Source organism: Rhodococcus sp. O3, from assembly GCF_048897285.1.
Classification (GTDB): Bacteria; Actinomycetota; Actinomycetes; order Mycobacteriales; family Mycobacteriaceae; genus Rhodococcus.
On sequence record NZ_JBMBTE010000053.1, the window covers coordinates 1 to 22,030 of the forward strand.

Sequence of the window (22,030 nt, forward strand, 5' to 3'; positions counted from 1 at the left end):
ACCGAGCGCGTGCGGGCCTGGGCGCGCGTGCACGACGGCGCCCTCGAATTCACGATCCCGGACGTGCTCGACGCGGAAGCGATACGCGACGGTCTCGACGATCCGCTACCCCGTGCGGCCGAGGCGGCACACGCGGACCGCGCGTACCCGGCCGAGAAGGCCCGCGACCGTGCCCGCGTGTGGGCGCTGGCAGCATCCGCGCCGCTGTCCGCGTGGCTCGCGCCCGGTATGCGAATCGGCGAGGTGCTGGAACTCGAGGTGAGCGAGCACCTGCGGGACGTCCTCCAGCACGGCCGGAACAGCGCTGTCGATCATCAGCGCGACGCCGCCTGGGCCACCGCGCTGTTGGCGCGCGACGACCGGGCCGACTCCCGCGTCGCCGCACACGCACCTCGGGACGTGCTCGTCGAGTACCTGCGACGCATGTCCGCCCCGCAACTGCTGCTCGTCGACGACCTCGCCGCGCTCCCGGCACCGTGGCCCGCCGACATCGCCCGGAAGGTCCTGACCGTCCTCTACACCGCCGCGGCGCCGACGTCGCACAGCTTCCGGGCGCTGACCGACCTGCTCGCTCGCCGCGCCCCGTTCGAACTGGTCGACCTGTTCGACGACGCCGCCACCCGCACCGACGACCTTGTCCGGCTCAATCGTTTCGCGACGGCCGCCGACATCCTGAAACTTCGCCGAACCCTTCACGAGGAGTTGAGTTGACCGACACCGTCATCGACGAGCCGAACCTGCTGCGCCCGCACGCGGAGCAGCAGTACGCGCACGAACTCGCCGCGCTCGCTCGCGTCGACGATCGTCCGCGGCCGCCGTCCTGGCAGCTGTCGCCCTGGGCGGTCGTGACGTACCTGCTCGGCGGGGAACTGTCCGACGGCACCGTCGTCAGTCCCAAGTACGTCGGGCCACGTCGGCTCATGGAGGTGGCGGTCGCGACACTGGCCACCGATCGCGCACTGCTGCTGCTCGGTGTGCCCGGCACCGCCAAGACCTGGGTGTCCGAGCATCTGGCGGCAGCGATCTCCGGAACCTCGACGCGTCTGGTGCAGGGCACCGCCGGCACCGCCGAGGAAGCGGTCCGCTACGGGTGGAACTACGCGCGGCTGCTCGCCGAGGGCCCGACCCCGGCCGCACTGGTGCCGTCACCGGTGATGACCGCGATGCGCGACGGCGCCGTCGCCCGCATCGAGGAACTGACCCGCATTCCCGCCGACGTGCAGGACGCGCTCATCACGATCCTGTCCGAGAAGACGCTGCCCGTCCCCGAACTCGGCATCGAGGTGCAGGCCACCAAGGGATTCAACGTCATCGCCACCGCCAACGACCGCGACCGCGGTGTCAACGACCTCTCGTCGGCGCTGCGCCGGCGGTTCAACACCGTGGTGCTGCCGCTGCCCGCCAGCGAGGACGACGAGGTGGAGATCGTCGCGCGGCGTGTGGCGCAACTCGGGTCCGCGCTCGAGTTGCCGCAGGTTCCGGCGGCGGCCGACGAGATCCGGCGCGTGGTAACGGTTTTCCGGGAGCTGCGTCGCGGCGTGACCAGCGACGGCCGCACCAAGCTCAAGTCGCCGTCCGGCACCCTGTCCACCGCGGAGGCCATCTCGGTGGTCACCAACGGGCTGGCCCTGTCGGCGCACTTCGGGGACGGCGTGCTGCGCTCGGCCGATGTCGCCGCCGGCATCCTCGGTGCCGTGATCAAGGATCCGGTCGCCGACACCGTGGTGTGGGACGAGTACCTCGAGGCCGTCGTCCGCGGCCGTCCCGAATGGTCCGACTTCTACCGTGCGTGCCGCGAGGTCGCCGGGTGAGCGTGACCGCGCAGGTCCGGGTGCTGGGCATCCGGCACCACGGGCCGGGCTCGGCACGCGCACTGCTGCGCGCGCTCGCCGAGTTCGAACCGGACACCGTGCTCATCGAAGGCCCCGCCGACGCCGATCCGCTGGTGGCGCTGGCGGCGTCCGAGCAGATGCGCCCGCCCGTCGCGCTGCTCGGGTACGCGACCGGCAACCCGGCGACGGCCGCGTTCTGGCCCCTGGCCACGTTCTCCCCGGAGTGGCAGGCACTGCAGTGGGCGATCCTGCACGACGCGGACGTCCGCTTCTGCGATCTGCCGGCGGCGCTGAGCCTCGCGGCGGAGCGGCCGGCAGGCGAGCAGGGCCCGGATCCGCTGGACGCGCTCGCCGCGGCCGGCGGCTACGACGATTTCGAGCAGTGGTGGGACGCCGTCGTCGAATCCCGCACCCGGCATCAAGACGGTACGGACCCCGAAAACGGCCATCATGCAGACGGTTTCGACGCCATCACCGAAGCGATGACGGCGCTGCGCGAGACGATGGAGATCGACGAGCACACACTGCGACGCGAGGCGCACATGCGTCAGGTGCTGCGCGCGACCGTCAAGGCAGGTGCCCAGAAGATCGCGGTGGTGTGCGGGGCGATGCACGCTCCGGCGCTGTCCGGCAGACTCGGGCCCGCGGCACCCGACGCACGACTGCTCAAGGGCATGCCGAAGATCAAGTCGTCGCTCACGTGGGTGCCGTGGACGCACTCGCGGTTGTCGTCGGCGTCCGGATACGGCGCGGGCGTCACCTCGCCCGGCTGGTACCACCACCTGTTCACCCACCACGACCACACGATCGAACGGTGGTTCACGCGGGTCGCGCGGGAGCTGCGCAGCGAAGACCTGCCGGTGTCGAGCGCGCGCGTCATCGAGGCCACGCGACTGGCCGACACGCTGGCCGCGCTGCGCGAGCGGCCGCTGCCCGGCCTCACCGAGGTCACCGAGGCGACCCGGTCGGTGCTGTGCGACGGCGACGACGTGCTGCTCGACCTGGTGACGCGGCGACTCGTCGTCGGCGAGGCGCTCGGCGAGATCCCCGACGAGACCCCGACGGTGCCCCTGGACGCGGACCTGCAGGCTCGGTCGAAGACGCTGCGGCTCAAGCGTTCCGTGGTCGACAAGAACCTCGACCTGGATCTGCGCAGGGACAACGATCTGCAGCGGTCGCGGTTGCTGCACCGCCTCGCGCTGCTCGGCATCGACTGGGCGAAACCGGCGACGAGCGCGGTCCGTTCCACCGGCACCTTCCGTGAGTCGTGGACGCTGCGGTGGGAGCCGGAACTGTCCGTCGCCGTCGTCGAGGCCTCGCGGTGGGGAACGACCGTCGAGTCGGCGGCGCACGCGATGGTCCTCGATCGGATAAGCGGCCCCGAGGTTTCCCTCGGCGCGGTCACCGAGACGCTGGAGAAGGCGCTGCTCGCCGACCTGCGCACGGCGATCCCGGATGTGCTGTCCGCGGTCGATGCCGCGGCCGCGCTCGATCACGACGTGCTGCACCTGATGTCGGCGCTGCCGGCGCTGATCCGCACACTGCGGTACGGCGATGTCCGGGGCACCGACCTGTCCTCGCTCGCGCACGTCACCGACGCCCTGCTCGCCCGGATCTGCGCCGGCCTGCCTGCGGCGGCGACCGGTCTGGATGCCGATGCCGCGGACGCGCTGCGCAAGGCCGTCGACGACGTGCACACCGCGATCGCCGTCCGCGACCACGCGGACACGACCGGGCGGTGGCTCGCCGCACTCCGGGTGATCGCGGACCGCGACGACGTCGACGGCATCCTCACCGGCCGGACCGTGCGACTGCTGCGAGACATCGGCCGGATCGACGAGGACGAAACCGCGCTTCGGGTGTCGCGGGCACTGTCGGTGGGCAGCGATCCGGGTGCGAAGGCGCGCTGGATCGACGGATTCGTCGGCGGCGGCGCGGTCCTGCTCATGCACGACCGCGACCTGCTGCGGTTGATCGACGACTGGGTCTCGGCGCTTCCCGCACAGGATTTCGTGGACGTGCTGCCCGTGCTGCGCCGCACCTTCGGCGGGTTCGCTCCCGCCGAGCGCCGCACGCTCGGCGCGGTGGTGCGCGGCGGGGAGCGGACCCACGGCAGTGTCGCTTCCGTCGATACCGAGCGAGGAGCCCGCGCCGTCCGCACCACCGCACTGATCCTGGGAGTTCCTGCGTGACAACATCATCGGACGATACGGAACGGCTGCGACGCTGGCGGCTGTTGCTCGGCGAGGCCGCCGAGGACTCCACCGGCGGGCTGTGCTCCACCGACGACGAGGCGATGGACGGTGCCCTCGCCGCTCTCTACGATCGCAGCGATCCGGATCCGAGCGGCCGGCGCAGCGCCGGTCTGGGCGGTTCGGCGCCGCGGGTGGCGCGCTGGCTCGGCGACATCCGCACCTACTTCCCCACCTCGGTGGTGCAGGTCATGCAGCGTGACGCGATGGAGCGGCTGGGGCTGACGCAGCTGCTCCTCGAACCGGAACTGCTCGACGCCGTGGAACCGGACGTGCATCTCGTCGGCACGTTGCTCAGCTTGAACAAGGTGATGCCGGAGACCACCCGTGCGACCGCGCGGATGGTCGTGGAGAAGGTGGTGCGTGAGATCGAGGAACGCATCGCCCAGCACACCCGGTCCGCAGTGACCGGTGCGTTGAATCGGGCGGCGCGGACGTCGAATCCGAAGTTGCGCGACATCGATTGGGATCGCACGATCCGCGCGAATCTCGCGCACTATCTGCCGGAGTACCGCACTGTGGTGCCGCAGCGGCTGATCGGATACGGCCGGCGCTCGCAGGCCGTGCAACGCGACGTGGTGCTGGCGATCGACCAATCGGGATCGATGGCATCGAGCGTGGTGTACGCGTCGGTGTTCGGGGCGGTGCTCGCGTCGATGCGCGCGCTGCGCACGTCGCTGGTCGTGTTCGACACCGCGGTGGTGGATCTGACCGACAAGTTGTCCGATCCGGTGGAGGTTCTGTTCGGCACGCAACTCGGCGGCGGCACCGACATCAACCGCGCGATCGCGTACAGCCGGTCACTGATCACCCGGCCCACCGAGTCGCTGTTCGTGTTGATCTCCGACCTGTACGAGGGCGGTATCCGCGCGGAGATGCTCAGCCGGATGGCGTCGATGCGCGACGCCGGGGTGCAGGTGGTGGTCCTGCTGGCCCTGTCCGACGACGGTGCTCCGGCCTTCGATCGGGAGAACGCGGCCGCACTCGGTGCGTTGGGCATCCCGGCGTTCGCGTGCACACCCGACCGGTTCCCGGAACTGCTGGCGCTGGCGCTCGAACGCGGCGACGTCGGGCGGTGGTCGCGGTCGCTGTAGAGCGCAGCGAACCACCCCCCGTCCATCATAATTCGATACAAACGCTTGTATTGAAAATAATGACGTTACACAATGGAGTGGTGAGCACGAACGCGGACGCACGCGGGACTGCATCGACCACCCCGAAGGCGCGGCGGTACGACGCGACGCTCCGGCGCCGTCAGGCCGAGGAGAGCCGACGCCGAATCCTCGACGCCGCCGCGACCCTGTTCACCGAACGTGGCTGGTCCGTCGGGATGCGCGAGATCGCACGCGCGGCCGGGGTCTCCTTCGAGACCGTGTACAGCCACTTCGGTTCCAAGCCTCGACTGTTCAATCAGGTGCTCGATATCGCGGTCGTCGGCGACGACGAGCCGGTGGCGCTGATCGACCGGCCCGAGTTCGCGGCCATTTCCCGCGGAACTCCTCGGGAACGAGCCGCCGCGGCCGCGAGATTGGTCGCCGGGGTGAACGGGCGCACCGTCGGCCTGCAACGCGCCCTGCGCGAAGGAGCGGCCGCGGAACCGCAACTCGCGTCCCGGCTCGACGAGATCCGGCAGGCCCAGCGGCAGACCGTTCGCGTCGCGAGTGCGGTTGTCGCGGGCCGCGATCTCACGCCGGTCGAAAGCGACAGCGTCTGGGTGGTGATCACGTTGGAGGTCTACGACCTTCTCATCCGCAGCGCAGGGTGGAGCCCCGCCCGGTACGAGCAGTGGCTCACCGACACGATCGTCAAATTGCTCTCTCTGGAGATGTGAAAGGAGGGCGGGCCATGAACACCACGCGAAACGAGCCCGCCGACACACGAAGCATGGGAATCGTGCACAGCGCATTGCGTCGCGACCTCCGACGAACGCGCATGGTGCTGGAGACTCCCCCGCATCCCGACGAGCCACGCCGCCGTACCCTCGCCGCGCACCTCCTCTGGATGTGCCGGTTCCTGCACATGCACCATGCGGGTGAGGACGCCGGACTGTGGCCGGCGATCCGGGCGAAGAACCCGGCGGCCGGTGCGCTGCTCGATCGGATGGCCTCCGACCACCAACAGATCGGCGGAGCGATCGCCGGCGTGGAGGACGGCGCGCGGGCGTACGGCGACGACCCGTCCGCACGAGAACGGTTGCTCACCGCCCTGACCGGACTCGAAGACGTTCTGCTCCCCCACCTGCGGCGCGAGGAGCTCGAGATGATGCCGGTCGTCGCGACCACGATCACCACCGCGGAGTACCGCACAATCGAGAAGAAGTATTTCGTCGAGCCGAAGGGCTTCGCCGAGCTCGGCATGGAAGCGCACTGGATCATCGACGGGGTGACCCCCGAAGATCGCGACACGATCGTGCACGTCGTTCCCGCTGTGCCGCGCTTCCTGCTCCTCCACGGTTTCGCCCGGAAGTACCGTCGGCAGGCCGCCGTGCTGTGGGGCACGAGTCCCGCGTCCACCGTGCCGTCGCTGCGCGTGGCACCGATCGAGGAGCATTCGTGATGGGCAGGTTGTTACGGTACGGGCGTGTCGAAGCGATCACCTCGGCTCCGGCAGAAGCCGTGTGGCGCATCATCACCGACGTGACCCGAATCGGCGAATGGAGTCACGAATGCCGGGGTGCCCACTGGATCGGCACCGGCCACCGTGCAGCGCCGGGCGTTCGATTCCGGGGCACGAACAGGTCCGGCATCTTCGTCTGGACCCGGTCGTGCGTGTTCACCACGGTCGATCCCCCGCGATCGCTGGCGTGGAGAACGGTCGGCCTGTGGGGAAAGCTCGACAGCACGGTGTGGCGAATCGACCTGGAACCGAACGGAACCGGAACACGGATCGTGCAGACCTTCGACGTGGTGCGTGTCGCTCCCGGTATGGACCGGGTGTACTGGCTCCTCATCAAGGCACACCGCGACCGTCGCGATGCGCTGTCCGACGACCTCCAACGGCTGGCGCGCCTCGCCGAGGTCCCCCGCTTCCACCAGGCAGCGTAGAGCCACCTGAACGCCCCGCTCGATGGACCGCGAAGATCGCGGCTACGCGGGCTATCCGTCCGCGCGATCGCGGACGCGGTTCACTGCGTCGACCACGGCGTCGGGTCGCTGGGTCTGGATGTAGTGCGTGGTCCCGGGGACGACGACGAGTTCGGCATCGGGCTGGCTCGCGGCGAACTCCGCCTGGGCTTGGGGCTCGGCACTGTGCAACGCCTCGAGATCGGCAGCCGACATGCCGGGAGGCAACGGGTCGGGCAGCGGCGTGTCCTCTCCGCGGACCAGCACGACCATCGGTACCGGAGGCAGCGGCGGCGCAGCCTCGATCTCGTCCATGAGCTGGTCCAGCGAATATGTTTCGGCCGTATATCCGCCCGGATAGCTTCCCGGCGTCAACTGCGGGTGGGCCATCAGATTCCACTGATCGGCGGTCACGCTCGCGCGCAGCTCCGGCATCGGTGCGTCCACCAGGACGATCCCGGCCACCTCCGAGGGATACGTGGCGGCATAGAGCACCTGCAGCGGACCACCCAGCGAGTGCCCGACCAGCACGTACGGCCCGGATTCACCGGCCGCCGTGAGCAGGTCGTGCAGTTCGGCGACCACTTCCGCCGGATCGCGCGGCATCGGGACCTCGTCGCTGCGGCCCGGCGACGGCTCCTCCGCATCGACGACTTCGCCGTCGCGAACGGTCGTGGTGACAAGGGAACCGGGCCGGTCGTAGGAGCACACGCGAGTCGACGTCGCGAGCGCCGGTTGCACAGCCGGAGAAGCGGATTCGCTCAGGCTCCAGATGTCGCCGGCGTTGCCGAACCCGGATTGCAGGACCACCGTAGGACTTCCGGTGCCGCGACAGTCGAGGTACAGGTGGTGGCCGTCCCCGATGTCCACCCGACCCGCGACGTCGCCGCTCGCGACGGCGTCCTCGGCCTGGGTGTCGGTGCCGCACGAGCACACGAGCGTCCCGCCCACGAGAGCGGCGAACAGAGCGCGTCCCAAAACAGCCATCACAAACCCTTCCGAAGATGCCGCCAGGGCGGCCCGCAGCAGGCTGTTCGTTTGCCGAGACTAGTCCGTCGGGCCGCGGCACGGAGCCGCATCCGGTCGGTTGGCCGGCCGTTCGATGCTTTCGGATTCCGGGATGGAAACCGCGGGGCACATGCGACACTGGTCATCGACGGCGCCCCCTGACCTGAGCCTTCCCCGGGTCGAGGGTTCCGCGGGACCACAATCCGTCTCACCGTTACAGGTGCCGGGCCAGAGGTATCCGCTGATGCGAGCTCGATCGTCCTCGATGCGCAACCATCGTGCCGCGGCGGCCACGGCGCTCGGGACGATGATGTTCGCGACACTGACCGGCTGCGGCAACTCCGACCCGGACGCAGAGGCCCCACCGGCGCAGGACACGCTCGAGGCTGCAGTACGGCCGGTGATCACTGAGCAGATGGAGGAAATGGGCATCCCGGGACTGGTCGCCATCGTCCAGAGCCCCGACCGGGGCAACTACGAGATCGCGGCCGGCGTCTCGAACATCGACACCGGCGAGCCGGTGGAGATGAGCGATCACTTCCGGATCGGAAGCATCACCAAGACGTTCACCGCGACGGTCGTCCTGCAGCTCGCGCAGGAGGGCAAGTTCGGACTGGACGACCCACTCGAGAAGTACTTCCCGGACGTGGACACCAACGGGGCCACCATCCGGCAGGCACTGAACATGACGTCCGGGATTCCGACGTACACCACCGACGCGTTCCTGAACGCGCTGGCCGACGATCCACAGCGAGTCTGGACCCCGGACGAACTCCTCGCGACGATCGAGGGCGTCCCCGCCGACTTCGCGCCGGGCGAGGGCTGGGAATACTCGAACACCAACTATGTACTGCTCGGAATGCTCGCCGAGCGCTTCGGCGACGCGCCTCTGAGAACACTGATCCAGGATCGCGTCTTCACGCCGTCGCAGATGAACGGCTGCTCGCTGCCCATCGCGACGGATGCGACGATTCCCGGCCCGTTCAGCTACGGCTACCAGTACGGCACCAAGTGGGACGACCCGAGCCCGCCCGCCCCGACACCGGAACTGGTCGACGTCACGAACTTCAACCCCTCTTGGGGGTTCGGTGCCGGCGAGGCCATCTGCACCGCCGCGGACCTGGCAATCTGGGCGAAGGTCCTCGTCGACGGCGACCTACTCGAACCGGAGATGCAAGCTCAGCGACTGGATTTCATCACCACCGGGCCCCTGCCGTACGGTCTCGGCATCGGCGACCTGAACGGGCTTGTCGGTCACAACGGGCACATCAGCGGCTTCCAGACCCAGACCGCGGTCCGGCAGGCCGACGGCACTGTCATCGTCGTTCTCACCAACATCACCCAGGCGCCCGACCTGCAGCTGCCGGCCTCGATGATCTCGGCGTTGATTTCCGGCGCCATCCCGGCTTCGCCGAACTGACCTGCCCAACGCAGTCGACCCGAGATTCTGGAAATAAAGTTATTCCGTACGGTTCAGATTTCCGTAGTCGGGATTTCGCGGTCGAGTGCCCGAATGCCCACGAGCTACGGCACTTGTCAGCGCCGGACCAAGCGATACCACTTCGCATGGAATCCGACCCGCACCGAAACCTCCTCCACCACCGACCATCCGGAGAAGATCTGCTCGATTTCGGCCAGGTCGACGCCGCGCGGGAGCGGTCCGCGGAAATGCGGCTCGAACGCGAACATCAGCAATGTCGCGCCGGGCGAGCACACTCGGTCGAGTTGCCGGCGGTACGCGGCTCGCTCACTTTCCGAAAGTCCGTGGAAACAACCGAAATCCACGATCAGGCCGTATTCCGACCCGACCCGGTCCGCCATCGCGGTGACGTCGCCTTCGACGAATCTCACGTCGACCCCGGCCTGCTCGGCCGCAACCATCGCCGATTCGACCGCTGCCGGCACATTGTCGATTCCGGTGACGTCCCAGCCGCGCCGCGCGAGCCGGATCGACAACTCACCGCTGCCGCAGCCGACATCGAGCGCCCGGCCCGGACCGGGCACCGACTCGAGCAACGCGTCGAAATGGGCGCCCCGCGAAACGTCCGCGCGTTCCCACGGTGTGAAGCCGACGCGGTAGGCGAGGCGATAGAACAGGCTCATGCGACCACTCCTCGACGGGCTTCCGTTTCGACCGTAGGCCGCTCCCCCGCCCAGGCACAACGGCGCCTCCGGAGACGGCGCCTCAGGACACCATGACGCGCGCGGCGATCTGCTCGTGCACGAAACGCATCTTGTCCAGGACCGGGGGCGGCAACACGAACGGATACAGGTCCGGCCGTCCCATCGACCGGTTGACCATGTTCAACGACCACGTGAGCGGCAACCACTGTTCGAGGAACCGGTCGAAACCGGCCGGCCCGGGTTGCGGGCGATCGAGGCTGGCACCGGCCGGCGCGAACCCGAATGCCGCCGCCGTGTCGAGGGTGTCGCGCATGTGCAGGTAGTGGGCGAACGTTTCGGCCCAGTCCTCGGCCGGGTGCATCGTCGCGTAGCTCGACACGTGGGTGTCCTCCCACCCGGCGGGAGCGCCCTCGGAATAGTGCCGGTCGAGGGCCTGCTGGTAGTCCTGGTCGGGATCACCGAACAGTTCCGTGAACCGCTGCCGGGCGTCGTCGTCGACGATCAGCACCATCTGGTAGTAGTGCCCGATCTCGTGACGGAAGTGGCCGAGCACCGTGCGGTACGGCTCGTCCATCGCGACCCGCAGTTGTTCGCGGTGCACGTCGTCGCCCTCGGCGAGATCGAGGGAGATCACCCCGGAATCGTGCCCCGTGACCACCGGCTCGTCACGGCTCGACAGCAGATCGAAGGTCAGCCCCGTCTCGGGGTCCTCGGCCCGGCCGACCACCGGCAATCCCAGCTCGGTCAGCTCCACCAGTAGCCGGCGCTTCGCCGCCTCGGCCTCGGCGAACGCCTCGAGCGCGACCACGTCGTCGTCCGCGGGCCGGGTCCGGGTCAGCTCGCACGACGGGCACAACGTCACGCCGTTGCCGGAGTAGTCGACACGGACGATCCAATTGCACCGCGCGAGATGCATATTGGCGCACAGCCGGTACGCGGCCGCGGGCACCGACCCTGTGCTCGGATCCAGGGAGACCGTGGGTTCGTCGACGATGGTGACCATGGAGACCGTGCCGAGGTCGAACCCGAGGCGCGCTCCACATCCCAGGCACACCGAGTTCTCGAAGGCCAGCTGCTGACCGCAAGTGGGACAGGAGAAGTCACGCATCGAAACCATCCTTCGTGATCGGTGCGACGTCCACGGACACGTCGATGGTACTGTCCTTCGCTTCGGTATAGATGACGCCACGGAGGGGCGGCACGTCGGCGTAGTCGCGGCCCCAGCCCACCGTCGTGTACCGCTCGTCGACCAGCTGATCGTTGGTCGGGTCGAACGCCAGCCACCGATCGCCCGGGAGCCACACCGCCGCCCACGCGTGGGTGGCGTCGATCCCGATCATGCGTTCCCTGCCGGGCGGCGGATCCGTTGCCAGATATCCCGAAACATACCGTGCTGCAAGACCGTTCGCGCGCAGGCAGGCAATCGCCAGGCGCGCGAAATCCTGGCACACGCCGGCCCGGGCGGCGAGGACCTCGGAAACCCGGGTGGACACCGAGGTCGATCCCGAGCAGTACGTGAAATCGGTGAAGATCCGGTGGGTGAGCTCGACGATCGCCTCACCCAGCGGGCGTCCCGGAACGAATGTCGCTGCGGCGTATTCGATCACCGAATCGTCGATCTCGGCGGGCTCGAGGTCGAGCACGAAGTCGGTCGCCAGCGCACCGCCAGCGGTCGCCGGTCGCGCCGACTCCCAGGGCTGCAGCGCGGGTCCGGCCGTCCACACCGCAGGGTCGGGCCGACTCACCTCGACCACCGAACGTGCGGTCACCACCAGCGTGTCGTGCGGTTCGACGACGTGGAAGTACACGTCCCGGTTGCCCCAGATGTCGACGCCGGTGGAGGTGTCGCCGGGCGTCGGTTCGACGGTGACGGCGGTGTCGACGACCCGCTGCTCGCCGGTGTCCCGCGGCATCAGGTAGCCGCGGCCGTAGGAGGAGGTGACCGTCCCCGAGTACCGGTAGGTGGTGCGGTGCACGATCCGGTAGCGACGCACGGTGTCGGTCACAGCGGGGTCGGTCACGGCATCCTCCTGTTCTCGGCGCCGCCCCACAGCGGCCGGGTGCCGCCGGGCAGAGACAACGGTCCCTGCAGGAGCAGCTCGGACAGTTCTTCGAGTCCGCGATGTACCGCGGTGAGCAGTTCGGCCAGTTCGGTGCGGGTGCCGTCCGTGGCGGTCTCGAGATCCACCGGATCGACGCGGCGCAGCCGGGTGATCAGCTCCTCGGCGAGCCGCTCGGGCCGCGAGGCACCCGACGCGTCCGGCAGCGCCCGCAGGTTCTCCTTGATCCGGTCGAGCAGGTGCGCGAGCGACCGCGGATTGCCGATGTCGAACAGCAGCAACTGGGCCACCGCCGCCACCCGCACCCGATGATTGCGGCGCCGGAACGTCACCGAGCTCTCGGCCGCGACGAGCACCGACTCGACGAGGGCCCGTTCGGTGCCGGCCGCGCGCACGTCGACCAGCGTCGTCGACAGCAGCGACGTGAGCGCCAGCCCCCGCTCGATCCGCTTCCCGATGTCCATCACGTGCCAGCCGATGTCACGGACCATCGACTCGGCGCCCAGACCGGACAACGCGAGCATGCCCCGCAGCACCGCGGACTGCGTGACCTCGAGCAGCGACCCTCCCTCGTCCGGGGTGGCGGCCAGTTCGTCGAGGGCACGCCGCACGTCCGCCAGCACCGACCACGTGTCGTTCGAGAGTTGGTCGCGCACGGCCCGGGCGGCCCGCTCGAGTCCGGCGAACGACTGCGCCAGCGATCCGAGCCGGTCCGCATCGACCGTCAGCGAACGGAACTCCGCGGTCGCGACCCGGTAGCTGTCGATGCGCGGCGCGTCCGGATCGTCGGTGACCGCGAACTCCGACGCCGGCGCCGCGGCCGTCAGTGTCTGCAGCAGCACCGGCAGGCATTCGCTGCCCGCGAGCCACGGCCGGAACCGATAGTCCTGATAGCGTTCCCGCACCGCGATGAGCAGCCGCGCGGTGTCCTCGGCGCGCTCCGAGTAGCGGCCGATCCAGAACAGATCACCGAGGACTCGGGGCGAGGTGACCACGTCGACCGCGGGCACCGCGAACTCGGGCAGCGTCTCGGCCGCCCCGGACGGATCCGCCGTCGACGCGGCGGGCACCGACCGGACCCACACGTCCTTCGCGACGATGTCGCGGCCGGCGCCCGGCGCGAGGACCTGGCCGAGCCCGCCGGGCATCGGTGTGAATCCGACCCGCTGCGCGACCGTGAACAGGCGGATACCGACGGGTGCGGCCTCGAACACGTCGCGGCCGGCCGCCAGCACCGGCGCGTACGAATGCTCGGCCGGTTCGGTGCCGACCCAGCGTGCCGGATCGGCGAAGACCCTGTCCCGCAACAGTTCCCGTTGCGCCGCGTCGAGTGCGCCGGGCACCGCGGTCTCGGTGGTCACCGTGGACCGCAGCACCAGGTCGTCGAACCGTGCGGCGAGCAGCGACCGCCCGTCGTCGGTGCCACCCCAGTGGGCGGGTGCCGACTCGAGCAGCAGTTCCTCGTCGAGCAGGGCCCGGCACAACCTCGGCAGATACGCCGCGAGCGCCGGGTTCTCGAGGACGCCGCTGCCGAGGGTGTTGACGACGGAGACCGCGCCGCGGCGCACCACCTCCACCAGTCCCACCACCCCGAGCTGCGAATCGGGCCGCAGGTCCAGCGGATCCGCGAAGGCCGCGTCGACGCGGCGCAGCACCACGTCCACCCGGGTGAGCGATCCGAGCGAACGCATCCACAACCGGCCGTCGCGAACCACCAGATCGGCGGATTCGACCAGCGGCAGGCCCAGAGTCCCGGCGATGTAGGCCTGGTCGAATGCGGTCTCCGAGGTCGCACCGGGGGTGAGCACCACGACCGTCGGATCCTCCACGCCGACCGGCGCGACATCCCGCAACGCCAGCCGCACGGCCTGCGCGAACGGGGACAGCGGCCGCGGGCTCGTCGTCTGGTACAGATCCGGCAGGGCCCGCGACATCACCCGCCGATCCACCATCGCGTACCCCGCACCCGACGGTGCCTGCGTCAGATCCCGCGACACCCGGAAGCGGCCGTCGGTGCCGCGCGCAACATCCACGGCGTGCAGGAACAGCTGGTGCGGGCCGGGCAGGGTCAGCCCGTGCGCGGCGCGCACATACCCCGAGTGCCCGAACACCAGCCGCGGCGGCAGCAGCCCGTCCCGAACGGTCCGCAGCTCGCCGTACAGGTCGGCGAGCAGCGCGTCGAGCAACCGCGACCGCTGCACCAGGCCCCGTTCCAGCTCGGCCCAGTCGTCGGCGGCCAGCACCAGCGGCACGCCGTCGACGTTCCAGCGCACCGGCGTGGGTGCCCCGGACAGGTCGATCGGGTTGTAGCCGATGCCGTGGTGGTCGACCAGCGTGCGCAGCCGCTGCCGGTACATCGCGAGCGGTTCCGGCTCGCGGGGACGCCATCCGTCCGCGAAGTCGGCCCAGTGGGCCCGCAACCGGCCGTCCGGACCGAGCAGTTCGTCGAATTCGGGCCCGGGGTGCACGTATCCGGTCAGCGCCACATCGGCGACGTCGGTCATCGGTTGCCGTCCTCCCGGGGCTCGTTGCCTGCGCCACCGGGCCTCTGCTTCGGTGCCGTCAACGCCAGGCGGTGTCCGTCCGCCGCAGGTCGAGGAGTCCGGGGGCCGTCACGTCCACCGCCAGCCGCGCCTGCGTCTCCTGCAACCTTGCCAGGTCGATACGTCCCGGCGTGAATCCGTGGTCCTCGAACCGGCGGTTGCGGCGTGATTGTGCCTCGACCGCGTTGACCGGCGGGGTGTCGTAGGCGCGGCCACCGGGATGCACGACGTGGTAGGTGCAACCGCCGCGCGACCGACCCGACTCGAGGTCGACGACGTCGAACACCAGGGGGCTGTGCACCTCGATCGTCGGATGCAGGGCGCTCGGCGGCTGCCATGCGCGATACCGCACCCCGGCGACCTGCACGTCGTCCTTGCCGGTCCCGAGCAGCGGCACCGGCACACCGTTGCAGGTGACGACGTACCGGCCGCGGTACGGCTCGAGGTCGGCCGCGAGTTCCGGTGGGTACTCCCACCCGAAGTATTCGGCGTAGTCCTCGATGAAGAAGTCGAACGGGTTGATCACTTCCATATCGGCCACGAGTCCGACGGTGATCGACAGCTTCCTGGCACGTTCCGGGAAGACCACGCGGGCAAGGAAATTGCCGAATGCGTCCTGCTGCCAGTCGACGAAGTGCCCGGCCGGTTCGATCTTCAGCGAGTACGCCTCGATCGGCGTGCGGGTGTGCGGGGCGGGCCGCAACCGAATGCCGTGCGGGTGCACCTCGACGAGGCGGTCGAAATCGTTTCCGTCCGATGTTCCAGTGCGACCCTGATGCCCATGAAATCCTCCCGGCCGAGCGGCGACGGCCCGATTCCACCACGGCTGTTCTCGGGGCGCGCGACGAGCGCGGCGACGCCGTCGGCACGCAATACGAACGGAACATTCCCGGCACGAAACCTCGTTTCGGCCGGCGATCATCCCGAGCGACGATCGGAGCCTCGCGAAGGAACTGGCTGCCCGGTTTTCTACCCTGCGTCCTCGATCTCCGCGTCCCCGGTCACCCTGTCCCCGGTCGTCTTCTCCCCTGCCTCCGCGTCCTCGGCTGCATACCGCTCCAGCAGCGCGGTTTCCGCGTCGTGCTTGGGGAACACGAAGAACACCAGCGCCGCTCCGATGAGCACGATCCCGATCGCGGCGCTATAGGCGCGGGTGTCGCCGTCGAGGAACGCCGACCGGGCCGCCGCGATGATCTGCTGCGCGTACTGCGGATACGTCTCGGCGATGTTCACGGCGCCCGCGAACGACTTCTCCAGGGCGACCTGGGTCTGCTCGCTGACCGCCGACGCCTGCGGGCTCGCGGCGATGGTGGACGTGAACGACGCGGTGTACCCGGCGGTGAGCAGCGCGCCGAGAATCGACTGCACGATCGCCCCGCCGAGGTCGCGTTGCAGATCCGCGGTACCCGAAGCCATGCCGGCCCGCGCCACCGGCACCGAACCGGTCAGCGAATGCGACGCCGGTGTCCCCGCGAGACCCACCCCGGCACCGAGACACATGTACCCGAGCGCCACAACCCAGTAGTGCGCGCCCTCGTCCCACAACACCAGCGCGACGACCAGCCCCGCCACGATCGCCACGTACCCGGACAGCAGCGTGAACCGCGACCCCCGCGATTCGACGAGCTTCGCCGAGTGCGGTGCGACCAGCACCATGACCAGCGCCGCGGGCAGCGCGGCCGACCCGGCCGCCAGCGTCGAATACCCCAGCACGTTCTGCAGGTACTGCTGGCTGATGAACATCGTGCCCATCAACGTGCCGAACACGATGATCCCCGCGACCGCGGCGACCCAGAAGATTCGGCGCCGCGCGACCTGCAGATCGAACAGCGGGTTGCGGGCCCGCAATTGGCGAAGCACGAAGGCGATTCCCGACGCGAGTGCGATCACCAGCGCCGACACAGCGACGGTCTTCATTCCGTCGACCGGCACGAAGTTGATGCCGAGCACCAGGGAGCCGACCAGGACCACCGAGACGATGCCACCGAGATGGTCGACGGGATCGGTGGACTCGTTGACGTGACTCGGCACGAGAACCCACGTCAGCGCCAGCGCCAGCAACGCCAGCGGAATCGTCACCAGGAACACCGATCCCCAGAAGAACCCCTCGAGCAGTGCCCCGGCGACGAGCGGGCCGAGGGCGGTGAGACCGCCACCGATCGACGACCACAATGCGATCGCGCGGGTCCGTGCCGGCCCCGACCACAGCGCGGTGATCAATGCCAGTGTCGTCGGGAAGGCGAGACCTGCGGACACGCCGCCGACCAGCCGTGCCGCGAACAGTATCTCCGCGTTCGGGGCGAACCCGGCCACGAGCGATGCCGGAACCGACAGCGACATGCCGAGTACCAGCATGGTCTTGCGGCCGTAGCGGTCACCGACTGCACCCAGGTAGAGCACCGACGCTGCCAACCCGACCGAATAGCCGACCGCGATCAGGTTCAGTTCGGTCTGACCAGCGTCGAACGCCTTCCCGATATCCGGGAGCGCGACGTTCGCGACGGCGAGGTTCAGGTTCGCAACTGCCGCTACGAGGATCAGCGATGCGAGCACCAGCGGTGCTCGGGCGGGACGGCCCTCGTCGGGTGTGGTCACGGAACAATGGTGCGCGATTGCCGCTGTCCTCCGCTCGGAATCGGGAGGATGGCTCGGTTGATGTGGTTGTGATGCCGGCGGCTGCGACAGCCGCCGACCCTCGGCGGGGTCGTCCTTCGCGACCGTCTAATCGTTCACACCATCTCCGGGACGTGCAGGTGCGCAATGGCGAGTTCGAACTCGCAGGTGTCGAGGACCTCGGCGCCCGCCTCACGTGCCGTTTCGGCCCGGATGTCGTCGAGACGCTCCCTGTTGCCTTCCATCGCCTCTCTGCTGTCGAACGTCAGCGACGACACTCCGCGGCCGGCTGCACGGTCGAACATCAGGCTGGCGCTGCAGAAACCGGGGAGTTCTTCCATCTTGGGCAGTGCAGCCATCTTCCACAGGTCCACGCCGCGGTCCATGTCGGACGGCTCGGTCTTGACCCACGTGACCCGGCAATAGGCCCCTCGCTCGGCGTGGTGGTCACGATGCATGACGGCGATCTCCCACCGCGACACCTCCGTGGTGGCGTGGAAGATCTCGGCGGCGGTATCCCGCAGTTCGCGCACCGGTCCCTCGCTCGCGCGCAACGATTCCTCGTCCCGCCACGAACTGGTCGCGATGCACCGGCCGGAGTCGCGGTCGATTAACAGGGACATTCCCATGCATCCCTCGATGTCCGTCAGTGCCGGCATCACGACGTCTCGTACGTGCTTGATTCCGGCGTCGATGTAGGACGGATGCGCATGAATTGTGGTCGAGCGTGCAAACACGATCGGCACCCTTCCGGTCAGGGCGGCGCCGACACGGCGTCGCCGGTCGTTTCCCTGTGTTCCACAGTGCTCCTCCGCTCCCACGCAGGCAATGGCCGCGACCTCCTTCACGGAGCAACAATCTCGTTTCGGATGGTCACGACAGCGTCCTTGTGTGCGGTCGAGATTTCGGGGGTGAGGCCCGAGGCCGTGGCCTGGAGGAGAAGCCCCCTGTGGACCGCCAGAATGCGGTGAGCAAGCGAACGCGCGTCCGCAACACCGGCTGCCTCGAGGGCCTGTGCCATCGGGGTGACCCATTCGGACACGACGGGAACGACGAACCTGGCGTGAAGATCGTCGTCTCGCGCCGCCGCGGCACAGATCTCGAAGAACATGGCCATCCGGGTCCGGCCCTCCGGCGTCGTCCCCTGGGTCCACGCGAGTTCGAGGCCGTCCGCGATCACGTCTGCGACCACAGGAGGCGAGATGCCGGCGCTTGCAGGTTTCAGCGTTCGAATGCGGGACAGCAGCGTGCGGGAAGCCTCGAGTTGCCCGGCGAGGACCTCGTCGACGATCCGGGATATCAGTTCCTCCCGACTACCGAAGTGATGCAGCAGGTTCCGCGTCGATGTGCCCAGTTCGTCCGCGAGGGGCCGGAGCGTGAGACCGAAGAGGCCTCGCGCTTGTGCATACCGGACCGAGGCAGCGAGCAGTTCACGTCGGCGTGCGTCGTTCTTGGGGCGTCCCACGACGCCGAGTTTATACTACGATCGTTTCATAAATACGAGGAGCGCATGTGAGGCAACCGACGAGAAGCGAGATCACCGCAAGCGTGGTCAACAGCTCGCGCAGCAGGATCAAATCGATGTCGTTCCCGGACGACTTCGATCGGGTTCGATGGGAAGACCTGGACTTCTACGGATGGATCGATCCGCGGGCACCGCACCGTGCGTATCTGGTCACCGAGTACAAGGACCGGCTCGTCGGCGTCGAGTTCCGTGCCGCAGGCTCCGATCCGTCCCGCTCCCGTGGGGTGATGTGCAATCTGTGCCGCTCCACTCGGCGGAACGGGGACGCGAACCTGTTCACCGCCGGTAAGGCCGGGCCCGCCGGGAAGTCCGGCAACAGCGTCGGCACGTACATCTGCGCGGACTTCCGCTGTTCGCTCTACGTGCGCAACCTGATGCCGTTGCCGGACCCCCAGCCGGAGCGCTCACTGCCCACCGAGACCCGGATCGAGAACCTCCGTCAGCGGCTCGACAGGTTCGTCGGCCGTGTTCTCGGGGAGTCCCCGGACAGCATGTAGTCCGGCTACTCGCAACACCACCCCTCGGGTACCGACACCGCTGCGGGGACGCGAGTTCTCCCGTTACCTCGGGCGGCACTCAGCTGCGGTTGGGTGAGATACAGAGCGCGGGACAGATCGGCGTCCTCCACGCGGGTGTCGCGCAGGTCTGCACCGAGCAGATCGACCCCGGCGAGATCACACCCTCGCAGGTCGGCACCGATCAGAACCGCTCCCCGTAGGTCGGCGCCGCACAGCCGGTAGGCGCGAAGGTCCGTTCCGGCAAGATCCGCACCGGGGGCGATGCGCGGATGCACACGGCCGCCGTCCGCGAAGTACGAAACCCGCACGTGCGCACTGACGGTCATCAGGACGGCTCGCACCGAGGCATGCACATCGTCCATGTCGACCGAAAGCAGTTCGTCCACGTCGCCGCGAGTCAGGGATACAAGGAAATCGGCGAGTTCCCGAATTTCGTCCTCGATGTCGGGATCGTAGGTACGTTCCTGCGCCTCGAGCAGGTACCACAGCATCTCGTGCAGCTGTTTCAGGATCTTGAACGCGGAGAACATGCGGTCCCGGAGCTCCGGGCGTTCTCGCCAGCTCGTTCCGGAGAACAGTCGTTGCGAGACGGCCTGCCCCGCGCCGAAACAGTCGAACACGGTGCATCCGCGAAAGCCTCTGGACGGCAATGCGCGATGAATGCTGCATCCGAACGCGGAGTCGAGGTGCCGGCACGGGGAGCCGGCGGGCTTGTCCTCGGCGAAGTCCGCCGATCTCGAGAACCCGAAAGCCGTGCAGCACAACGCGAAGCAGCGACCACAGTCGGCCCGGAGGCCGGTGCGGTCAAGCGCGGTTTCCGTCGTGTGCGCCTTCGACGTGTCGGGTCGGAGTGCGGACGATGTCAGGGATGTACGGGGCGATGAGGTGATCACAGTGAGCTCCGAGAGTCGATTCCGATGCATGCGGGAGCGTGGAACCCGGCGTCGGGTTCCCTCCGGAGGCACACGGAATCACCACCGCACGAAGGCGCGGCTCACCAGCGCGGAAGGTCTGCGTCAAAGCTGCAATGTGTTGTTCACTGCGCACGAACATACCAGCGGCGACTGCCGATTCGCGAATTCCCCGGCCTGCCGCACAATGCGGGAGAACCGGGTCTTCGGAGTTCGAAACACACCGGTCACGCGTGGAAGGAATCGGAGCGTCGTTTGCCGAAAACATCCGATTCCGAAACACAGTGTTCAAATCGACGCCACATCCCGGCGATCGAAGACCGGAACACTGAAGACCAATGTGAGACGGCACACGGGGAGGACCCGGACATGACTGAGATCGCCTTCGCCCTCGACTTCATCGACACCCCCACCGATCGGCGACCGCGGCCCGTGGCGCCGACCCGGCTCCCGGGAGCACACCTTCCGATACCGGCGCTCGACTACGCCCCGCCCTCGCCTCGCACCTCGGGCTTCCGGGCCGTCGTCGAGTCGGCGGTCGGCACCGCCTTCTCCGCGACCGTCGCGGTGGCGATGCTGACCGGACTGGCCGGTGCCGGTGCCGCGTCCGCAGTCGCCGGCGCAGCGACCGCGCTGCGCGCCCGCTGAACGTTCGGGTACCGAACGTTCGAGACGTTCACCGCGGCCGCCGCTGCGCCGAGATCATCCCAGGATGCGGCCGGTCGGAATCTTCGCCTCGGCGACGGGCACACCAGCGACCCCGACGTCCAGACGCAGCAGGGCTCCCGCCGTCGTGACGTAGATGCTCGTGCCGGCGAAGGCCAGCGACGACACGAAACGACCGTCCAGGTCGACGACTTCGTCCAGGTCACCGGCCGGAGCGAATCGGGCGATGCCACCACCACTGCCGAGTGCCACCCACACACCGCCCTCGACATCGACGGCGAGTCCGTCGCATTCACCGCGCGGCGCCTCGGCGAACACCGCCGTCGATTCCCCGTCGAACCTGCGCACCCGCGACGCCGCATACTCGCTGACGTAGATGGTCGTCCCGTCGGGAGAGAACCCGATCCCGTTGGGCCACAACAGGTCGTCGGCGACGACGCGCACGGTTCCGTCCGGTGCGATCTCCACCAGTTCGCTCGGTGGTGCGGATTCGCCGAGCGCGGGACGATGGCGCAGCACGCCGGCGAGCAGTGACCCGTCCGCGGCGACCGCGATGTCGTTGATTCCGGTGGTGCCGTCCGGCGCGAGGATCGTGTCGGTCTCGCCGTCACGGGCGTACGCCAGGTCGCGTCCGCTGACGAGAAGGCCCCCGTCGGCGTGCGCGGCGAGTCCGCCGATCCCGCGGCGACGCTCGACGAGCGTCTGCGTCCCCGAGGAGCTCCAGCGGTACACGCCACCGGTGGTGGTGTCGGCGAACAGCAGGGATCCGTCTGCCTGCACGAGCGGGGCTTCGAGCAATCCCCCTGCTTCGCACACGATGCTCGAATTCTCCATCCCACACATATAGACGACGCGCCGCGGTCCGCGCCCCGGCCACCGTCGGAACCGCGCAGGTTAGGGTTACCTCATCGAACTG

Annotated in this window: 20 protein-coding genes and 2 pseudogenes; 10 read left to right on the forward strand and 12 right to left on the reverse strand. The window is 68.8% G+C overall.

The genetic code is table 11. The features are described 5' to 3' along the window. The 7 genes and pseudogenes from ACN675_RS16000 to ACN675_RS16030 all read left to right on the forward strand — a co-directional run. Nucleotides 1–711: pseudogene (locus tag ACN675_RS16000) on the forward strand (hypothetical protein); the annotation flags it as partial. Continuing rightward, the gene (locus tag ACN675_RS16005; RefSeq protein ID WP_420751781.1) at nucleotides 708–1,811 is read left to right on the forward strand and encodes an ATP-binding protein; all 1,104 of its coding nucleotides are present in this window, start codon (nucleotides 708–710) and stop codon (nucleotides 1,809–1,811) included. The pseudogene ACN675_RS16000 and the gene ACN675_RS16005, both read left to right, overlap by 4 nt. Then, a complete protein-coding gene (locus ACN675_RS16010) occupies nucleotides 1,769–4,024 on the forward strand; it encodes a DUF5682 family protein (RefSeq protein WP_420751782.1) in 2,256 nt (751 codons plus the stop codon). Before ACN675_RS16005 ends, ACN675_RS16010 begins: the two co-directional genes overlap by 43 nt. Further along, complete coding sequence (locus tag ACN675_RS16015; RefSeq protein ID WP_420751783.1) at nucleotides 4,021–5,178, forward strand: VWA domain-containing protein; 1,158 nt, start codon at nucleotides 4,021–4,023, stop codon at nucleotides 5,176–5,178. The genes ACN675_RS16010 and ACN675_RS16015 overlap by 4 nt, the downstream gene beginning before the upstream one ends. Nucleotides 5,179–5,258: 80 nt before the next feature. Further along, the gene (locus ACN675_RS16020) at nucleotides 5,259–5,915 is read left to right on the forward strand and encodes a TetR/AcrR family transcriptional regulator (protein WP_420751784.1); all 657 of its coding nucleotides are present in this window, start codon (nucleotides 5,259–5,261) and stop codon (nucleotides 5,913–5,915) included. Between the two features lie 14 nt (nucleotides 5,916–5,929). Then, complete coding sequence (locus ACN675_RS16025) at nucleotides 5,930–6,640, forward strand: hemerythrin domain-containing protein (RefSeq protein ID WP_420751785.1); 711 nt, start codon at nucleotides 5,930–5,932, stop codon at nucleotides 6,638–6,640. Continuing rightward, the gene (locus tag ACN675_RS16030; RefSeq protein ID WP_420751786.1) at nucleotides 6,640–7,128 is read left to right on the forward strand and encodes an SRPBCC family protein; all 489 of its coding nucleotides are present in this window, start codon (nucleotides 6,640–6,642) and stop codon (nucleotides 7,126–7,128) included. Before ACN675_RS16025 ends, ACN675_RS16030 begins: the two co-directional genes overlap by 1 nt. Nucleotides 7,129–7,179: 51 nt before the next feature. Here ACN675_RS16030 and ACN675_RS16035 read toward each other — a convergent pair whose 3' ends face one another. Further along, a complete protein-coding gene (locus ACN675_RS16035) occupies nucleotides 7,180–8,133 on the reverse strand; it encodes an alpha/beta fold hydrolase (RefSeq protein ID WP_420751787.1) in 954 nt (317 codons plus the stop codon). A 265-nt stretch (nucleotides 8,134–8,398) separates the two neighbouring features. Here ACN675_RS16035 and ACN675_RS16040 point away from each other — a divergent pair, with 265 nt between their 5' ends. Further along, nucleotides 8,399–9,574 carry a serine hydrolase domain-containing protein gene (locus ACN675_RS16040; protein ID WP_420751788.1) on the forward strand — a complete coding sequence of 392 codons (1,176 nt, stop codon included), beginning with the start codon at nucleotides 8,399–8,401 and terminating at the stop codon, nucleotides 9,572–9,574. Nucleotides 9,575–9,690: 116 nt separating this feature from the next. On the opposite strand, the gene ACN675_RS16045 is transcribed toward ACN675_RS16040, so the two are convergent. From ACN675_RS16045 to ACN675_RS16085, 9 genes and pseudogenes are all read right to left on the reverse strand, one after another. After that, the gene (locus ACN675_RS16045; RefSeq protein WP_420751789.1) at nucleotides 9,691–10,257 is read right to left on the reverse strand and encodes a class I SAM-dependent methyltransferase; all 567 of its coding nucleotides are present in this window, start codon (nucleotides 10,255–10,257) and stop codon (nucleotides 9,691–9,693) included. A gap of 82 nt (nucleotides 10,258–10,339) precedes the next feature. Then, nucleotides 10,340–11,386: a zinc-binding metallopeptidase family protein gene (locus ACN675_RS16050; protein WP_420751790.1), complete on the reverse strand. Its 1,047-nt coding sequence runs from the start codon at nucleotides 11,384–11,386 to the stop codon at nucleotides 10,340–10,342. After that, on the reverse strand, nucleotides 11,379–12,299 hold the full coding sequence (locus ACN675_RS16055; RefSeq protein ID WP_420751791.1) for a transglutaminase family protein: 921 nt from the start codon (nucleotides 12,297–12,299) through the stop codon (nucleotides 11,379–11,381). Before ACN675_RS16055 ends, ACN675_RS16050 begins: the two co-directional genes overlap by 8 nt. Further along, a complete protein-coding gene (locus ACN675_RS16060) occupies nucleotides 12,296–14,842 on the reverse strand; it encodes a circularly permuted type 2 ATP-grasp protein (RefSeq protein WP_420751792.1) in 2,547 nt (848 codons plus the stop codon). Before ACN675_RS16060 ends, ACN675_RS16055 begins: the two co-directional genes overlap by 4 nt. Before the next feature lie 58 nt (nucleotides 14,843–14,900). Then, complete coding sequence (locus tag ACN675_RS16065; RefSeq protein WP_420751812.1) at nucleotides 14,901–15,284, reverse strand: transglutaminase family protein; 384 nt, start codon at nucleotides 15,282–15,284, stop codon at nucleotides 14,901–14,903. A 30-nt stretch (nucleotides 15,285–15,314) separates the two neighbouring features. Beyond that, nucleotides 15,315–15,664 (reverse strand): annotated as a pseudogene (locus tag ACN675_RS16070) (transglutaminase N-terminal domain-containing protein); the annotation flags it as partial. A gap of 186 nt (nucleotides 15,665–15,850) precedes the next feature. Next, complete coding sequence (locus ACN675_RS16075) at nucleotides 15,851–17,476, reverse strand: MFS transporter (RefSeq protein ID WP_420751793.1); 1,626 nt, start codon at nucleotides 17,474–17,476, stop codon at nucleotides 15,851–15,853. Between the two features lie 134 nt (nucleotides 17,477–17,610). Continuing rightward, nucleotides 17,611–18,240, reverse strand: a complete 630-nt coding sequence (locus ACN675_RS16080; protein WP_420751794.1) for a hypothetical protein — start codon at nucleotides 18,238–18,240, stop codon at nucleotides 17,611–17,613. 98 nt (nucleotides 18,241–18,338) lie between these two features. Continuing rightward, complete coding sequence (locus ACN675_RS16085) at nucleotides 18,339–18,959, reverse strand: TetR family transcriptional regulator (protein ID WP_420751795.1); 621 nt, start codon at nucleotides 18,957–18,959, stop codon at nucleotides 18,339–18,341. 47 nt (nucleotides 18,960–19,006) lie between these two features. Between ACN675_RS16085 and ACN675_RS16090 the strand changes: the two genes are divergently transcribed. Next, on the forward strand, nucleotides 19,007–19,516 hold the full coding sequence (locus tag ACN675_RS16090; protein ID WP_420751796.1) for an FBP domain-containing protein: 510 nt from the start codon (nucleotides 19,007–19,009) through the stop codon (nucleotides 19,514–19,516). A gap of 5 nt (nucleotides 19,517–19,521) precedes the next feature. On the opposite strand, the gene ACN675_RS16095 is transcribed toward ACN675_RS16090, so the two are convergent. Further along, nucleotides 19,522–20,157, reverse strand: a complete 636-nt coding sequence (locus tag ACN675_RS16095) for a pentapeptide repeat-containing protein (RefSeq protein WP_420751797.1) — start codon at nucleotides 20,155–20,157, stop codon at nucleotides 19,522–19,524. A gap of 660 nt (nucleotides 20,158–20,817) precedes the next feature. Between ACN675_RS16095 and ACN675_RS16100 the strand changes: the two genes are divergently transcribed. After that, nucleotides 20,818–21,096: a hypothetical protein gene (locus ACN675_RS16100; RefSeq protein ID WP_420751798.1), complete on the forward strand. Its 279-nt coding sequence runs from the start codon at nucleotides 20,818–20,820 to the stop codon at nucleotides 21,094–21,096. Between the two features lie 54 nt (nucleotides 21,097–21,150). Here the strand turns inward: ACN675_RS16100 and ACN675_RS16105 are convergent, their stop codons facing one another. Then, nucleotides 21,151–21,948: an SMP-30/gluconolactonase/LRE family protein gene (locus tag ACN675_RS16105; RefSeq protein ID WP_420751799.1), complete on the reverse strand. Its 798-nt coding sequence runs from the start codon at nucleotides 21,946–21,948 to the stop codon at nucleotides 21,151–21,153. Nucleotides 21,949–22,030 lie beyond the last annotated feature (82 nt).

Bases quoted from the DNA above. Each gene is read 5' to 3' on its own strand.
- ACN675_RS16105 (WP_420751799.1), bottom strand. From the start codon at position 21,948: ATGGAGAATTCGAGCATCGTGTGCGAAGCAGGGGGATTGCTCGAAGCC.
- ACN675_RS16025 (WP_420751785.1), top strand. From the start codon at position 5,930: ATGAACACCACGCGAAACGAGCCCGCCGACACACGAAGCATGGGAATC.
- ACN675_RS16010 (WP_420751782.1), top strand. From the start codon at position 1,769: ATGGTCCGACTTCTACCGTGCGTGCCGCGAGGTCGCCGGGTGAGCGTG.
- ACN675_RS16060 (WP_420751792.1), bottom strand. From the start codon at position 14,842: ATGACCGACGTCGCCGATGTGGCGCTGACCGGATACGTGCACCCCGGG.
- ACN675_RS16030 (WP_420751786.1), top strand. From the start codon at position 6,640: ATGGGCAGGTTGTTACGGTACGGGCGTGTCGAAGCGATCACCTCGGCT.
- ACN675_RS16050 (WP_420751790.1), bottom strand. From the start codon at position 11,386: ATGCGTGACTTCTCCTGTCCCACTTGCGGTCAGCAGCTGGCCTTCGAG.
- ACN675_RS16045 (WP_420751789.1), bottom strand. From the start codon at position 10,257: ATGAGCCTGTTCTATCGCCTCGCCTACCGCGTCGGCTTCACACCGTGG.
- ACN675_RS16035 (WP_420751787.1), bottom strand. From the start codon at position 8,133: ATGGCTGTTTTGGGACGCGCTCTGTTCGCCGCTCTCGTGGGCGGGACG.
- ACN675_RS16040 (WP_420751788.1), top strand. From the start codon at position 8,399: ATGCGAGCTCGATCGTCCTCGATGCGCAACCATCGTGCCGCGGCGGCC.
- ACN675_RS16100 (WP_420751798.1), top strand. From the start codon at position 20,818: ATGACTGAGATCGCCTTCGCCCTCGACTTCATCGACACCCCCACCGAT.